At 64.4% G+C, this 15,063-nt stretch carries 14 protein-coding genes and 1 tRNA gene; 8 read left to right on the forward strand and 7 right to left on the reverse strand.

Annotated elements, in window-relative coordinates; translation table 11 throughout:
- Positions 1–45 precede the first annotated feature (45 nt).
- Positions 46–2,112: an NADPH-dependent 2,4-dienoyl-CoA reductase gene (locus ACYZGB_RS05545; protein ID WP_462387225.1), complete on the forward strand. Its 2,067-nt coding sequence runs from the start codon at positions 46–48 to the stop codon at positions 2,110–2,112.
- A 34-nt stretch (positions 2,113–2,146) separates the two neighbouring features.
- Positions 2,147–2,587: a nuclear transport factor 2 family protein gene (locus ACYZGB_RS05550; RefSeq protein ID WP_462387227.1), complete on the forward strand. Its 441-nt coding sequence runs from the start codon at positions 2,147–2,149 to the stop codon at positions 2,585–2,587.
- 105 nt (positions 2,588–2,692) lie between these two features.
- Here the strand turns inward: ACYZGB_RS05550 and ACYZGB_RS05555 are convergent, their stop codons facing one another.
- Complete coding sequence (locus ACYZGB_RS05555) at positions 2,693–4,216, reverse strand: sensor histidine kinase (RefSeq protein ID WP_462387228.1); 1,524 nt, start codon at positions 4,214–4,216, stop codon at positions 2,693–2,695.
- An 11-nt stretch (positions 4,217–4,227) separates the two neighbouring features.
- Positions 4,228–4,959 carry an osmolarity response regulator transcription factor OmpR gene (ompR, locus tag ACYZGB_RS05560; protein WP_010460834.1) on the reverse strand — a complete coding sequence of 244 codons (732 nt, stop codon included), beginning with the start codon at positions 4,957–4,959 and terminating at the stop codon, positions 4,228–4,230.
- Between the two features lie 215 nt (positions 4,960–5,174).
- Here ompR and ACYZGB_RS05565 point away from each other — a divergent pair, with 215 nt between their 5' ends.
- On the forward strand, positions 5,175–5,888 hold the full coding sequence (locus tag ACYZGB_RS05565) for an SIMPL domain-containing protein (RefSeq protein WP_462387229.1): 714 nt from the start codon (positions 5,175–5,177) through the stop codon (positions 5,886–5,888).
- 107 nt (positions 5,889–5,995) lie between these two features.
- Here ACYZGB_RS05565 and ACYZGB_RS05570 read toward each other — a convergent pair whose 3' ends face one another.
- Positions 5,996–6,775 (reverse strand): SDR family oxidoreductase, encoded by a 780-nt coding sequence (locus ACYZGB_RS05570; RefSeq protein WP_462387230.1) that lies wholly within the window; start codon positions 6,773–6,775, stop codon positions 5,996–5,998.
- Positions 6,776–6,906: 131 nt separating this feature from the next.
- On the opposite strand from ACYZGB_RS05570, the gene ACYZGB_RS05575 reads away from it, so the two are divergent.
- Positions 6,907–7,800: an AraC family transcriptional regulator gene (locus ACYZGB_RS05575; protein WP_462387231.1), complete on the forward strand. Its 894-nt coding sequence runs from the start codon at positions 6,907–6,909 to the stop codon at positions 7,798–7,800.
- 34 nt (positions 7,801–7,834) lie between these two features.
- Here ACYZGB_RS05575 and ACYZGB_RS05580 read toward each other — a convergent pair whose 3' ends face one another.
- A complete protein-coding gene (locus tag ACYZGB_RS05580) occupies positions 7,835–8,257 on the reverse strand; it encodes a hypothetical protein (protein ID WP_462387233.1) in 423 nt (140 codons plus the stop codon).
- A 219-nt stretch (positions 8,258–8,476) separates the two neighbouring features.
- The gene (locus tag ACYZGB_RS05585) at positions 8,477–9,259 is read right to left on the reverse strand and encodes a 3-hydroxybutyrate dehydrogenase (protein ID WP_462387235.1); all 783 of its coding nucleotides are present in this window, start codon (positions 9,257–9,259) and stop codon (positions 8,477–8,479) included.
- A 117-nt stretch (positions 9,260–9,376) separates the two neighbouring features.
- Between ACYZGB_RS05585 and ACYZGB_RS05590 the strand changes: the two genes are divergently transcribed.
- From ACYZGB_RS05590 to phaR, 4 genes are all read left to right on the forward strand, one after another.
- The gene (locus ACYZGB_RS05590; protein WP_462387236.1) at positions 9,377–10,345 is read left to right on the forward strand and encodes an alpha/beta fold hydrolase; all 969 of its coding nucleotides are present in this window, start codon (positions 9,377–9,379) and stop codon (positions 10,343–10,345) included.
- Entirely contained in the window at positions 10,342–12,555 is a 2,214-nt protein-coding gene (locus ACYZGB_RS05595; RefSeq protein ID WP_462387238.1) for a RelA/SpoT family protein, read from the forward strand. The genes ACYZGB_RS05590 and ACYZGB_RS05595 overlap by 4 nt, the downstream gene beginning before the upstream one ends.
- A 123-nt stretch (positions 12,556–12,678) precedes the next feature.
- Positions 12,679–12,755, forward strand: a tRNA-Val gene (locus ACYZGB_RS05600).
- A gap of 546 nt (positions 12,756–13,301) precedes the next feature.
- Positions 13,302–13,862, forward strand: a complete 561-nt coding sequence (gene phaR, locus ACYZGB_RS05605) for a polyhydroxyalkanoate synthesis repressor PhaR (RefSeq protein ID WP_063459464.1) — start codon at positions 13,302–13,304, stop codon at positions 13,860–13,862.
- Between the two features lie 323 nt (positions 13,863–14,185).
- On the opposite strand, the gene ACYZGB_RS05610 is transcribed toward phaR, so the two are convergent.
- Positions 14,186–14,434, reverse strand: coding sequence for a hypothetical protein (locus ACYZGB_RS05610; protein ID WP_462387239.1), 249 nt, complete (start codon positions 14,432–14,434; stop codon positions 14,186–14,188).
- Positions 14,435–14,436: 2 nt separating this feature from the next.
- Positions 14,437–14,946, reverse strand: coding sequence for a hypothetical protein (locus ACYZGB_RS05615; RefSeq protein WP_462387240.1), 510 nt, complete (start codon positions 14,944–14,946; stop codon positions 14,437–14,439).
- Positions 14,947–15,063 lie beyond the last annotated feature (117 nt).

Below are 15,063 nucleotides of genomic sequence, written 5' to 3' on the forward strand. Positions count from 1 at the left end.
GCTACATTTGTGCAACTGGTTGCATAAATACAAAGGAGACCCCCGATGAACGCCGTCTTGAAACCTGCCCCTGCCTCTCTGTCGGCTGGCAACAGCCCTTACCCAAACCTGCATGCCCCGCTGGATCTGGGCTTTACCACGCTCAAAAACCGCGTGCTCATGGGCTCCATGCACGTGGGGCTCGAAGAGGTGGCCAACGGCTTCGAGCGCATGGCAGCTTTCTATGCCGAGCGCGCGCGCGGCGAGGTCGGGCTCATCGTCACGGGCGGCATTGCACCCAACGAGCGCGGTCGGCCCATGCAGGGCGGGGCCATGCTGGTCAATGACCACGAGGCCGAGCAGCACCGCAAGGTGACCCAGGCCGTGCATGCCGAGGGCGGCAAGATCGCGATGCAGATCCTGCACTTCGGCCGCTATGCCTACCACCGCGACCTGGTGGCGCCCAGCGCCTTGCGCGCGCCCATCAACCCGCATGTGCCGCATGCGCTCACGGCCGACGAGGTGGAGCAGACCATCGAAGACTTCGCGCGCTGCGCCGCGCTGGCCCAGCATGCGGGGTATGACGGGGTGGAGGTGATGGGCTCCGAGGGCTATCTGATCAACGAGTTCATCGCCGCGCGCAGCAACCAGCGCGACGACGAATGGGGCGGCAGCTACGCCAACCGCATGCGATTCCCCGTGGAGATCGTGCGGCGCACGCGCGAGCGCGTGGGGCCGAACTTCATCATCATCTACCGCCTGTCCATGCTCGACCTGGTGGAGGGCGGCTCCACCCTGGCCGAGGTGATACAGCTGGCCCAGGCCATCGAGGCGGCGGGCGCCACCATCCTGAACACCGGCATCGGCTGGCACGAGGCGCGCATTCCCACCATCGCCACCAAGGTGCCGCGCGCGGCCTATGCCTGGGTGACGAAGCAGGTGATGGGGCAGGTGGGCATACCGCTCATCACCTCCAACCGCATCAACACGCCCGAGGTGGCCGAGCGCCTGCTGGCCGAGGGCTGTGCCGACATGGTCTCCATGGCGCGCCCGCTGCTGGCCGATGCCGACTTCGTGCGCAAGGCGCGCCAGGGCCGGGCCGACGAGATCAACACCTGCATCGCCTGCAACCAGGCCTGCCTGGACCACACCTTCGGCGGCAAGATCACGAGCTGCCTGGTCAATCCCCGTGCCTGCCACGAGACGGAACTGGTCATCGCCCCCACCGCCGCCAGCAAGCGCATCGCGGTGGTCGGCGCCGGCCCCGCGGGCCTGAGCTTTGCCGTCACCGCCGCGCAGCGTGGCCACGCGGTGGTGCTGTTCGATGCGGGCAGCGAGATCGGCGGCCAGCTCAACATCGCCAAGCAGGTGCCGGGCAAGGAAGAGTTCTACGAGACCCTGCGCTACTACCGCCGACAGCTGGAGCTGCATGGCGTGGACGTGCGCCTGAACGCCCGCGTGCAGGCCAGCGACCTGGCGGGCCAGGGCTATGACGAGGTGGTGGTGGCCACGGGCATCCGGCCGCGCACGCCCGACATCGAAGGCATCGACCACCCCAAGGTGCTGAGCTACCTGGATGTGCTGCGCGACAAGAAGCCCGTGGGCCAGCGGGTGGCGGTGATCGGCGCGGGTGGCATCGGCTTCGACGTGGGCGAGTACCTTACGCACGAGGGCGAGAGCGGCGCCCTGGCACCCGCCAAGTTCAACGACGAATGGGGCATCGACACCGCCTACACCCAGGCCGGCGGCCTGCGTGCCGCGCAGGTGCAGGCGCCCAAGCGCCAGGTGCACCTTCTGCAGCGCAAGACCAGCAAGGTCGGCGACCAGCTGGGCAAGACCACGGGCTGGATCCACCGCACCTCATTGAAGGCGCGCAACGTCAGCATGAGTTCGGGCGTGGCCTACGAGCGCGTGGACGACGCGGGCCTGCACATCACCATCGACGGCCAGCCGCACGTGCTCGATGTCGACCACATCGTCGTCTGCGCCGGCCAGGAGCCGCTGCGCGCGCTGTACGACGCGCTGGTGGCTGCAGGGCAGAGTGCCCACCTCATCGGCGGTGCCGACGTGGCCGCTGAGCTCGATGCCAAGCGCGCCATCCTGCAGGGCACGACGCTCGCAGCCTCGATCTGATTTTTTGAACGCCAACCACTCCAGGAGACATTCCATGACCGAAGCCCCGAAGAGCATCCACCCCGCCGTCGCCCGCTCGCTCGACACCTGGCACCACATGGTGGCCAGCCGTGACCTGTCGAACCTGCTGTCCATCGTGCACCCCGATGCGGTGTTCCGCTCGCCCATGGCGAACACGGCCTACACCTCGGCACCGGCGCTGATGCTGGCCCTGTCCACCGTGATCCAGGTGTTCGAGGACTTCACCTACCACCGCCAGCTGGCTACCGACGACGGCCTGAACATCGTGCTGGAGTTCAGCGCCCGCGTGGGTGACAAGCAGCTCAAGGGCATTGACCTGGTGCGCTTCAACGAGCAGGGCCAGATAACAGAGTTCGAAGTCATGGTGCGCCCTCTGAGCGGTCTGCAGGCCCTGGGTGCGGAAATGGGCGCGCGCCTGGGGGATAAGTTGCCCGCCTTCAAGGCCAAGGCCTGAAAGGCAAAGGCCTGAAAGGCAAAGGAGGATCGCACTTGGCCGGTGTGGTCCTCCTGCTTGGCTTTTTGGTGAATGCCACCTCGGTGAGTGCGGCTCGGCCGCAAGCTACAGCTTGTCCTCTGCGCGTCGGCGTGGCAGTTGCCGCTTGACGGAGGGGCGTTGCAGGCGCTGTTTGGGGTCCACCCCATCGGGTAGATCTATGGCGCGCTGCAATTGCAGGTGCGCCACCAGCCCTCCGGTGCTGGAGTTGGCGAGGGCAAAAATCCCGCCCATGCGCTGCACCGTCTTGTCCACAATGGACAGGCCAAGGCCCGCACCCGCTGCCGCCGTTCGGGCAGAGTCGCCTCGGAAGAACGGCTTGGTCAGGTTGGACAACTGTTCTGGCGGGACGCCCGCGCCATGGTCGCGCAGCTTGACCAGCACCCAGCGCTCGCGGCTTTTGGCCACGATGTCCACGCTGGTGATGCCCGTTTCCTCGGTCTTGCCATAGCGTCGGGCGTTTTCCAGCAGGTTGGAGATCACGCGGGCCAGCTCTACTTCGTCGGCCAGCACGTTCAGGTCCTCGGGCACGCTCATGGTGATCTGCAGTTCCCGGTGGTCCTGTACGGCATACACACAGGACGAAACCACCGCATGCAAATTGATGGGCGTGAGCGTGACATGGTCGGGCCGCGCGTAGTCGAGAAACTTGTCGATGGTGGCGTCGAGCTGCACGATGTCCGCCACCATGTGCTCGCGGGCTACCTCGTCGTTCACGCTCATCTCGGTTTCCAGCCGCAGCCGAGCCAAAGGCGTGCGCAGATCATGCGAGATGCCAGCCAGCATCACGGCGCGGTCCTGTTCCAGCTTGGCCAGTTTCTGTGCCATGCGGTTGAAGCCGATGTTCACCTCGCGGATTTCACTGGTCACCACTTCTTCATCCAGATGGCTGGCGGCGAAGTCGCCATCTTTGACCCGGTTGGCTGCATAGGACAACTGTTTGAGCGGGCGATTGATCAGGCGCGCAATGGCTGCGGCGCCCGCCAGCGAGAGTGCGGCAGCCGTGATCAGCCATATCAACCAGGTGCGACCACCGGCTGGGCTGAAGCGCGAGCGGTCCATCAACAACCAGTTGGGGTCGCCGTTGATGTTGAAACCCACCCAAAGGCCGTTTTCTCCATTCACGCTCTGGGCCACGATGGTGTCGGGCCCCAGGCGCATGGTCAGCTCGTCGGTCAGCCGGTTGCCCAGGGCGGTGGGGTCCAGCAGCGCATATTTGTCCTTGGGCTCGCGCGGCAAGATGCGCACACCCTCCTGGTCGGCCATGGTCTTGATGAGGGACACGCGTGCGATGGCGTCGGAGTGCACCAGTGCCGCACGGCTCAGGTTGACGAGCGACGCAATCTGCTGCGCGGTCTGCAGTGTGCGCGGCTCGAATTCAAGCGCGCGCAAGGTCTGCAGCCATGCAAGGATGCTGCCCACCAACAACAGCGCCAGCAGGAAAAACGTGCGCCAGAACAGGTTGAGGCCCACGCGCGCGCGCTGCTCCCGCGCCCGGCGGATAGCCTCCAGGGGCGCGGGGCTGGTGGCCTCCGAGGCCGTCACCGATTTGTGGGACGACTGCCGGGGCTTGCCCTCGGTCTTGTACATGAACAGATCAATCAGCTCGTGCCGTCCGGCACGAACACGTAGCCCACGCCCCACACGGTCTGGATGTAGCGCGGCGCGGCGGCATCCACTTCCACCAGTTTGCGCAGGCGCGAGACCTGCACGTCCAGGCTGCGATCAAAGGGCTCGAACTCGCGGCCCCGGGCCAGCAGGGCCAGTTTTTCGCGCGACAGGGGCTGGCGCGGGTGGCGCACCAGGGCCTTGAGCATGGCGAATTCGCCGGTGGTCAGGGGCAGTTCCTCGCCATTGCGCTGCAGGGCGCGCGTGCCCAGGTCAAAGGTGAAGGGGCCGAAGGTGACCACTTCGTTGTCACCCGATGGGGCGCCAGGGGCTTCTTGCGCGGGTCGGCGGCGCAGCACGGCATGGATGCGGGCCAGCAGTTCACGGGGGTTGAAGGGTTTGCCCAGGTAGTCGTCGGCGCCCACTTCCAGGCCCACAATGCGGTCCACGTCCTCGCCCTTGGCGGTGAGCATGATGATGGGCGTGCGATCGTTGGCGGCGCGCAGGCGGCGGCAGATGGAGAGGCCGTCTTCACCGGGCATCATCAGGTCCAGCACGATGATGTCCACCGTTTCGCGCAGCAGCAGGCGGTTCAGTGCCTTGCCGTCTTCGGCGACCATGACTTCAAAGCCCTCTTGTGTGAGGTAGCGGCGCAGCAGATCGCGGATTCGCGCGTCATCGTCCACCACCAGAACTTTGTCGGTGCGATTGGTTGTTGTGGCCATGTTGATCCCAAGTCCAATTTGTAACAGAGCCAATTCTGACCACTTGGAACGCCGAAGTTCGGTTTTTGGGGGCTGGTTTGACCAACTGTTACAAGTTTTGCCCGACTTCTCACACTCGCTACCGACGTTTCACGGGGCGGCGCTTTGTAGCGGGTAAGGTGGCGGCCTGCGCAGCCGGATCATCTGTTGCGCGCTCTTTCGAAAAGGCCATCACCATGAAAATCACGACCCGTTTGGTCACGGCTGCGGCTTTGCTGGCCTGTTTTGGCGCTGCCATGGCGCAGACCGCCACCCCTCAGGAACCACGCAACGTGGTGCAGCTGTCGGCCTCTGGTACGGTTGAAGCGCAGCAGGACGTGTTGGTGCTCACTCTCTCGGCCAGCAAAGACGGCCCGGACGCTGCTGCCGTGCAGGCGCAGCTCAAGCAGGCGCTTGATGCAGCCCTTGCCGAAGCCAAGCGCACTGCGCAGACGGGGCAGCTTGATGTGCGCACTGGTCCCTTTGGCCTGTACCCCCGTTATGCCAAGGACGGCAAGATCAATGGCTGGCAGGGCCGGGCAGAGCTGGTGCTGGAGGGGCGTGACTTTGCGCGCATCACTGCGGCGGCTGGCAAGATTCCGTCCATGCCCATCAGCCAGGTCGCTTTTGCACTCTCGCGCGAGGCCCGTGCCAAGGTCGAAACCGAGGCGCAGACCCAGGCCATCGATCAGTTCAAGGCGCGTGCGGCCGAGTTGGCCAAGAGCTTTGGTTTTGCCAACTACAGCCTGCGCGAAGTGGCGGTGAACAGCAACGAGATGTCGCCTGGTCCCCGTCCGCGCATGATGGCGATGGAAGCCAAGACATCGTCATTCTCTGATGCGGCTGTGCCTGTGGAGGCGGGCAAGGCGCAGGTGGTGGTGACTGTTTCTGGCTCCGTGCAAATGCGCTGAGGCGGGCGGCCTTCAATTGCCTGTGACGCTGGTGGAATAGGCCATGCGCCGCGCGGCCTGGGGTTCTCGGCTTGGTTGTTTGGTGGCAGGCTGCCAGCAGGCTGTGCTCAAAGGGCCTGTCCGCCCGACACCTCGATCCGTTGTGCCGTCACCCAGCGGTTGGCGGGTGCCAGCAGGCCCGCCACCATGGGACCGATGTCATCGGGCAGGCCCACGCGGCCCAGGGCTGTCATCTGGGCCAGATGCTGGTTGAGCTCGGGGTTGTCGCGCACCACGCCTCCGCCGAAATCGGTTTCGATGGCTCCTGGCGCCACTGTGTTCACGGTGATGCCACGTGTCCCGAGTTCTTTGGCCAGGTAGCGCGTCAGCACTTCCACGGCCCCCTTGGCTGCCGCGTAGGCTGCGTAGCCCGGGAGCGACAGTCGGGTGAGACCAGTCGAAAAATTCACGATGCTTCCCCCATTCGCAATCAGCGGCAGCAGCGCCTGTGTGAGAAAGAACACCCCCTTGAAGTGCACGTTGACGAGGTGATCGAACTGTGCCTCGCTTGTAGTGGCAAACGCCGCAAAGTCCCCATGGCCCGCGTTGTTGACCAGGTGATCAAGATCAGTGCGTTGCCAGGTTGTCTGCAGCGCAGTGCGCAGGCGCTCGGTAAAGGTGCCGAAGGCAGCGATATTGCCGGTATCGAGCTGCAACGCCACAGCCCGGCGACCGAGGGCCTGGATTTCGGCCACGGTAGCCTGCGCTTCCTCGGCCTGGTTGCGGTAGGTGATAACCACATCGCCGCCGTCCCTGGCGATGCTCAACGCGGTATTGCGGCCCAGTCCCCGGCTGCCGCCGGTGACCAGCGTGATGGAGGGTGTGTGCAAGGTGGTGCTTCGTGTCATGGTGAACTCCTGTGTGTGGTGCCATCCAGTGTCCGGTTCCATGGCCTGTGACGGTTGCCGAAATCGCTTCGGTTTTTGCCTGATTCTCCAAATCCAGTGCCAATAAGTCGGCAAACCGGTACGCTTGCGGCATGACAACTCCCTTGTTCGAGGCGGTGAGCCGCTATGCCGAAGCCCATGCCCGCCAGGGCAGCGTGGTGCAGACCCCTATCCCCGGATTGAGCACGGTGCGCGCTACCGAGCCCAGCGGGTTGTTGCATGCGATTGCGCAGCCCCTTGTCTGCCTAGTTCTACAGGGCAGCAAGCAGGTGGCGATGGGGGCGCAGACCTTTGAATTCTCAGCGGGCGAGTCTCTGCTGATTACGGCCGATGTGCCCACAGTGAGCCAGATTACCCGTGCCAGCGCCGCAGCGCCGTATTTCTCGATTGCGCTGGAGCTGAGTCTGCCGGTAATTGCCGACTTGTCGGCCCAGATGGGGGTTGTACCCCGGGGCGACCATGCCCCTGTACACGTGGATCCCACCGATGCGGAAGTGGCCGATGTGGCCCTGCGCCTCATGCGGCTTCTGGAGCGGCCCGAGGCTGTCCCGCTGCTGCATGCGTCCCTGGTACGTGAATTGCACTACTGGTTGCTGGCGGGGCGGCATGGCGCTGCCATACGCAGCCTGGGCTGGCCCGGCAGCCACGCCCAGCGGGTGGCGCGCGCCGTTGCCGTGCTGCGTGCCGATTTTGCGCAGCCCTTGCCGGTGGAGAGCCTTGCGGCGCTGGCAGGCATGAGCCCCTCATCCTTTCATCAGCATTTCAGGGCAGTCACTTCCTTGTCGCCGTTGCAGTTTCAGAAGCAGCTGCGCTTGATCGAGGCGCGGCGGTTGATGCTGTCGGAGGGGGCCAGTGCCAGCAGCGCGGCATTTGCCGTGGGCTATGAAAGCGTGCCCCAGTTCACCCGCGAATACGGTCGGCTGTTCGGTTTGCCGCCGGTGCGCGACACGCAAGCCGCAAGAGACAGGACACGGGCGGTGGGGTGAGCCGCCCTCACTCGTGCTTCTCGGGTCGATGCACCTATTTGCTGTAGTCGATCAGCCCCCATACGATCACAGTGAGCTGGAGCAGGTTGATCAGGATGGCGACGGTATGGGTTCTGCGGAACCCCGGGATGGCGTCCATGTAGTTGGACTGTATCTGCCCCCCGAGCGCATCCATCTTCGGGATGATCTTGCTGCGCAGCACAACAGCGATTGCGGCCAGTGCGGCCGCACCGCAGGCAATGCCAGGGTGGCCTGCCAGCACAAAACTGATCGCCGTGGCGCAGGCCGTCACAAAGGCGCAGACATAGTAGACATGGAAGAACCCACGCACAAAGCGTGCGTCCAGCGGCGTGTCATGCTTGAGCACCAGCAGCGGGATTGAGCCCATGATGAAGTACGCCGTGGTCACGAGCAGCGCCACTGTGAAGAACATGGCGGCAATCATTGCGGCAGACATCGCGATTTCCTCCAATGGTGGGATGCTGTCCAGGGGCCCGCAAGAAAGAGGCAATGTGCCCCAACGGTTTTCCTGGAGGACAACACCATTCTAGGGAAGCCACCTCGGTCATGGTCTGGTGGAATGCGAGACCCGCAGGTGGTGGCGGGTGGGGCCCGCAGGGCAGGGGCCCCGGGGCCGTGGGCGCAATTGCCGTGGGCCGAGTGCCGCGAAGATGGCTTACTGCGCAGCCCAGCCGCCGTCCATGTTCCAGGCCACGCCGCGCACGTTGTTGGCCGCCGGGGAGCAAAAGAACACGGCCAGCTCACCCAGTTCTTCGGGCGTGGTGAACTGCATCGAGGGCTCCTTCTCGCCCAGCAGCAGCTTCTTGGCATCCTCGTTCGACAGGCCGTGCTCGGCGGCCTTGGCGTCCACCTGCTTTTGCACCAGGGGTGTGAGCACCCAGCCCGGGCAGATCGCGTTGCAGGTCACGCCCGTGGTAGCGTTCTCCAGTGCCGTGACCTTGGTCAGGCCTACGACGCCATGTTTCGCGGCCACATAGGCCGCCTTCTGGGCGGAGCCCACCAAGCCATGCACCGATGCCACATTGATGATGCGACCCCAGTTGGCGCTTTTCATGGCGGGCAGCGCCAGACGCGAGGTGTGAAAAGCGCTGGTGAGGTTGATGGCAATCACGGAGTCCCAGCGCTCCACGGGGAAGTCTTCCACATTGGCCACATGCTGGATGCCCGCGTTGTTCACCAGGATGTCCACGCGCCCGAACTGTGCGGCGCTGGACTTCATCATGTCCTCGATGTCAGCCACCCGGCTCATATCAGCGCCGTGGTAGGCCACTTGCACCCCCGCCGCAGCGCCTGCGGCCAGGACTTCGGCACGGGGGCCGTCCACATCGCCAAAACCATTGAGCACGATGTTCGCGCCCTGGCGGGCCAGGGCCTTAGCGATTCCGAGGCCAATGCCACTGGTGGAGCCGGTGACGAGGGCGGTTTTGCCTTTCAGCATGAGAGTCTCTCCGAATGAATTACGATGCCACGCAAGGGAAAGTTGGCAACCATGGCCTGCGCCATAGGTTCCGGATTCCGCAAGCATTATCGAGCGCCGACCCCGGATTTCGCACCCATGAATGAACCTACGCTGAACTACGTACTGTGCCCGGGCTCCGCCGCCCCTCCAGTGGCCCCGGACCGCACGCCCGCTCCGGCGCAGCAACACCGCATGGCGTACTGGGAGTGGAATGCCACGGGCAATCCGGCACATCCGCATGTGGTGGTCTGCGTGCATGGCCTTTCGCGCCAGGGGCGCGACTTTGACACTCTGGCGCGTGCTTTGAGTGCGCATGCGCGGGTGGTCTGCCCCGACGTGGTGGGGCGCGGCCAGAGCGACTGGCTGGCCGACCCTATGGGCTACCAGATTCCGCAGTACGCGGCCGACATGCTGGTTTTGCTGGCGCAGTTGCACCAGCAGGGGCCCATTGCCACGCTGGACTGGGTGGGCACCAGCATGGGGGGGCTGATCGGCATGGGCATTGCGGGCCAGCCGGGGGTGCCTTTGCCGGCGCCGCTGCGCAGGCTGGTGCTCAACGATGTAGGGCCGGTTATCCAGTGGGAGGCCCTGCAGCGCATCGGCCAGTACCTGGGGCAACTGGCGCGGTTTGCTTCGCTGCAGCAGGCCGCCGATGCCATGTGGACCATCTCCACGAGCTTTGGCCCGCACACGCCAGCCCAGTGGCTGGAGCTGTCGCGTGCGATGGTGCGCACCTTGCCTGCGTCAGAAGGGGGCGGCATCACGCTGCATTACGACCCCGCCATTGCCGTGCCTTTCAAGACCCTGACCCCGGAGTCCGCCGTTGCGGGCGAGGCTGCGCTGTGGCAGCTGTACGACCATATCCAGGCGCGCACGCTGCTGTTGCGTGGCGCGCAGTCGGATCTGCTCTCTCGCGCGACGGCGCAGGCGATGGCAGAACGCGGCCCCCGGGCGCACGTGGTCGAGTTTGAGGGGGTGGGGCATGCGCCTACCCTGGTGGCGGCCGATCAGGTCGCGGCCGTCACGGAGTTCCTGCTGGCGGCAGAAGGTGTTGTGGCCGGATGAAAACCAACCCTCCCGCACTCGCGTCCCTTCCCCTTCAGACCGACACCGTTCCGCAGCTTATTGCCGCCACCGCGCACACGCTGCCCGAGCAGGTGAACGCGCTGGCGCGCGCGCGCGCTTTTGCCGAGCCATTGATGGCGGGCGAAACCCTGGATTCGGGTGAGAACACGCTGGCCCACGCGGATGCTGTGGCAGCCATTCTCAAGGGCATCGGGGGCTCGGAGGCCATGCAGGCCGCCAGCTATCTCGTCTATGCCTGTGTGCATCTCAACAAGCCGGAAGAGGTCATCGCCAAGGCCTTTGGCGACAACTTTGCTGCGCTGGCGGTAGAAACGACCAAGCTCATGCGCGTGCAGCAGCAGGCACGCACTGCCGAGCACCTGGAAGACCCTGCAGTGCAGACGGAGAACGTGCGCAAGATGCTGCTCGCCTTCTCGCGCGACCTGCGCGTAGTGATGCTGCGCCTGGCCTCGCGCCTGCAGACGCTGCGTTTTCACGCGGCCAGCAAACGCCCCGTGTCCCCCAGCCTGGCGCGCGAGTCGTTGCAGGTGTTTGCGCCGCTGGCCAACCGCCTGGGCATCTGGCAGGTCAAGTGGGAACTGGAAGACCTGTCCTTCCGCTTCCTGGAGCCTGACACCTACAAGGAGGTGGCCCGCCTGCTGGACGAAAAGCGCGGTGAGCGCGAGGTGTACATGGAGCAGCTGCGCGCACGGCTCGAATCCGACCTGCGCGCACGCAGCATCAGCGCCAGCGTTCAGGGGCGTCCCAAGCACATCTACAGCATCGTCAAGAAGATGCGTGGCAAGTCACTCAACTTCGACCAGGTGTTCGACATCCGTGCACTGCGTGTGGTGGTGCCCACGGTGAAGGACTGCTACGCCGCCCTGAGCTGGGTGCACGAGCAGTTCAAGCCCATCGTGGAAGAGTTTGACGACTACATCGCCAAGCCCAAGCCCAACGGCTACCAGTCGCTGCACACCATCGTGCGCGACGACAACGGCAAGCCCATCGAGATCCAGATCCGCACCCAGGCCATGCACGAGCATGCCGAGCACGGCGTGGCGGCGCACTGGGCCTACAAGGAGGCCGGATCCAAGGGCTATGCCGGTGTGTCCGCCACCGGCGAGTACGACGCCAAGATTGCGGTGCTGCGCCAGCTGCTGGCTTGGGAGCGGGATTTAGCAGGCGCTCTGCCCAACCGGGGCCTGTTCGAGGACCGCATCTATGTGCTGACGCCCGATGCTGCCGTGGTCGAGCTGCCGCAGGGAGCCACGCCTGTGGACTTTGCCTATGCCGTGCACACCAGCCTGGGCCACCGGTGCCGGGGCGCCAAGGTCGATGGCGCCATGGTGCCGCTGAACACGCCGCTGCAGAACGGGCAGACGGTGGAAATTTCCACAGTCAAGGAAGGGCGCCCGTCGCGCGACTGGCTCAATGCCGAACTGGGCTACCTCACCAGCCACCGTGCCAAGGCCAAGGTGCGCGCATGGTTCAACGCCCAGGCGACCCACGAAACCGTGGCCCGTGGCCGCGAATCGGTCGAGAAACTCTTGCAGCGCGAAGGCAAGACCGCCATCAAGCTTGATGATCTGGCGGTGCAACTGGGCTTCAAATCGGCCGATGCCTTGTTCGAAGTGGTGGGCAAGGACGAGTTTTCGCTGCGCAACATCGAAACGGTGCTGCGCCCGCCTGAGCCCGTGCTGCAGCCCGATGACTTTCTGTTGCTCAAGAAGACACGCACCAACGACGCAGCTCCCAAAGGTGGTGTGCTGGTGGTGGGCATCGATTCGCTCATGACGCAGCTGGCCAAATGCTGCAAACCCGCGCCCCCCGATGCCATCCGTGGTTTTGTCACGCGCGGCAAAGGGGTGAGCGTGCACCGCGCCGATTGCAGCAACTTTCGTGAGATGGCCGCCCGCAGTGCCGAGCGTGTGATCGATGTGGAGTGGGGTGTGCCCAAGCAGGCAGCCACTGCCGCCGTGTACCCGGTGGACGTGGCTGTGGAAGCCGCCGACCGGCAGGGCCTGCTGCGCGACATCTCGGAGGTCTTTGCCCGAGAGAAAACCAATGTGGTCGGCGTGCAGACCCAGTCGGTGAAAGGCACCGCCTGGATGACGTTCACGGTGGAGGTGGCCGACTCGGGGCGCTTGAACAAGGTGTTGGGGATTGTGGCCAGCGTGCAGGGCGTGCGATCTGCACGCCGGCGTTGAGGTGGGCCGCCTTGAGGCCGGAAGGCCTCAGGTGGCGGCCATGCCGCCGATTCATATGATTTGTTTAGCTGACTTTTCAGGGCGGTCGATTTTTATGGCTATAATCGTAGTCTAAACAACGACAGGCGCGTAGCTCAGCTGGTTAGAGCACCACCTTGACATGGTGGGGGTCGTTGGTTCGAGTCCAATCGCGCCTACCAAGTTTTTCTGAAAGAAACCAGCTTTCAGTGTTTTCGAAAACTTGGGGAGAAACAAAGCCGCCATTCTGGGCGGCTTTTTCGTTTTTCAGCCCGCTTCCTGGCGTTGCAATCGATTTGTCTTGTCCGTGGCGATTGGCCGCAGGCAAGACGGCTCCAGACCCTCCTCTTTTCCCGCTCTTTCTTCCATGGCTGTGTATGCGGCGGCCGCAGGCGTTACGTCTCGATAGACCTGTTGCGTCTCTTCCCCTGTGTGTGTCTTAAGCGGCTCGTAAGATCTCTCTGTCGCGCTCAAAGTGTTGACGACCTCCCTCCCTCTTGCTTCAAGGTGAGAGTTCAGCCCGCCCCATGCGGGCTGCTTTTTTTCTGCCGCAATGGCGTCGGCCGCATAGGGTTCAAGCAGTGGTGGTGTGCTGGCGGTCCATGGTGCGGCCATACCGTGTGAAAGAGGGGTGTCGCGGTCGTGACAAGTGATGCCGGCGCTTCATCAGGGTATTCCTTTGCCGCTGCGGTGGTGCACTCTCCCTAGAATGTGCTGCACTGCAATACATGGGTTTCGAGCCCGAGGAGTTCGTCGTGTCCGAACAGAAAAGTGCCGCGTCCAAGTCGGCCCAGCGCGTCATCAAGAAGTACCCCAACCGCCGTCTGTACGACACAGACACCTCCACCTACATCACCCTGGCCGAAGTGCGCCAACTGGTCATGGACCACCAGCAGGTGGTGGTCCGCGATGCCAAGACGGGCGAAGACCTCACGCGCAGCATCCTGCTGCAGATCATTCTGGAAGAAGAGGCTGGTGGTGCCCCCATGTTCACCGAGGCCGTGCTCGCCAACATCATCCGGTTCTATGGCCACGCCATGCAGGGCTTCATGGGGGCGTACCTGGAAAAGAACGTGCAGGCCTTCACCGACGTGCAGACCAAGCTGGCCGAACAATCACAGAGCGTGACGCCGGAGATGTGGGCGCAGTTCATGAACCTGCAATCGCCCATGCTCAAGGGCATGATGGGTAACTACGTGGAGCAGTCGCAGTCCATGCTCACCCAGATGCAGGAGCAGATGCAAAAGCAGACCGAGCAGATGCTGGGTGCGTTCGGGTTGAAGCGCTAAGCCCGCCACGAGCCGTCGCTCGGGGCACCCTGGGGCTGCACTGGTGGCCTGGCAAAGCTGTATCTGCGGTGGCGTCGGCTTTGCGCCAGGCTGGTTTCCACCGCTGCAAAATACCGCCCCAGGCGCACTGGAGGGGCTCCCTCACCGGCCAGGCGCCGGAACTGGGACAATACGGGGTTATGAGCGAAGCACTCTCCCCCACGAAAACACCCAAAGTCGGATTTGTCAGCCTGGGCTGCCCGAAGGATGGCGAGTGTATACGCTCCATCCGCCCATGAAAAAGGCCCGCAGTTGCGGGCCTTTGCATTGGGGCAGGGGTTGCGCTACGTGGCGGCGATAGGCTTGCCAAGCGTGCGCAGGTAGCCTTTGCCCATCATGGTGTTGCGAAAGTTGTTTAGGGCCACAGCCTCGGCCTCGCGGGCCACGTCGTCGCCAGCGGCCAGCACGTGGCCACCTTCGTCCACGATGGCCAGGCGGGCGGGCTTGCCGTTGACCAGGACCTGCAGCCCCTCGTGGCTGGTCGCGCAGATCACGATGCCAGGCAGGTTGCCGGTGGGTTGAGTGCCGATCATTCTCAAACTCCTGCAAGCGCCAGCTGCTCGCTGGCCGGGGTGGTGTTGATGACGACGGCACCGGCGGCGCGGCGCACGTCTGCGGCCGCGTGGTCTTCGGCGCGCTGGTATTCGCCGCGTGTGAGGTGCTGCAGCTGGTGGTGGTAGATGGCCAGGCCGTCGCCTATCAGGTCGATCTCTTCAAGGTACAGGTCTGTGGGGCGCCACTCGCCCGTGGCCATGGCGCGGCGCATGATGCCGTCGAGGGCGCGCTGTGCGGGCTCGATGTGGCCGCGTGTGCCTCGCACGGGGCTGGTGATGGCCACCGAGTCTGCAATGTTCATGGCGCTGGTGATGTAGGCCCACTCCAGTTCAGTGCCCACGCCTTGCCGCAGGGCTGCAAAGGCCAGGCGCAAGGGGGTCATGATGGATTCGACCTGGTTGCGGTCCAGCAGCGCGGCCTGCCAGGCTGCAAGGCGCACGGGGTTCTGCACACGTGTGCGCGGTTGGCGGGGTTTGCGGCCGTGGGTCATTGGCGGGCCTCCCTTGCACGGCGTTCGCAAGGCGTGGAGCGGCCGTCTTTCAGCCAGGGATCATCCCCGCATGCGTTCAGGCAGTCACAGTCGTCTGGGCCATCGGCCCGGCCAGCG

The sequence above is a fragment of the Acidovorax sp. Q11 genome (assembly GCF_054950075.1).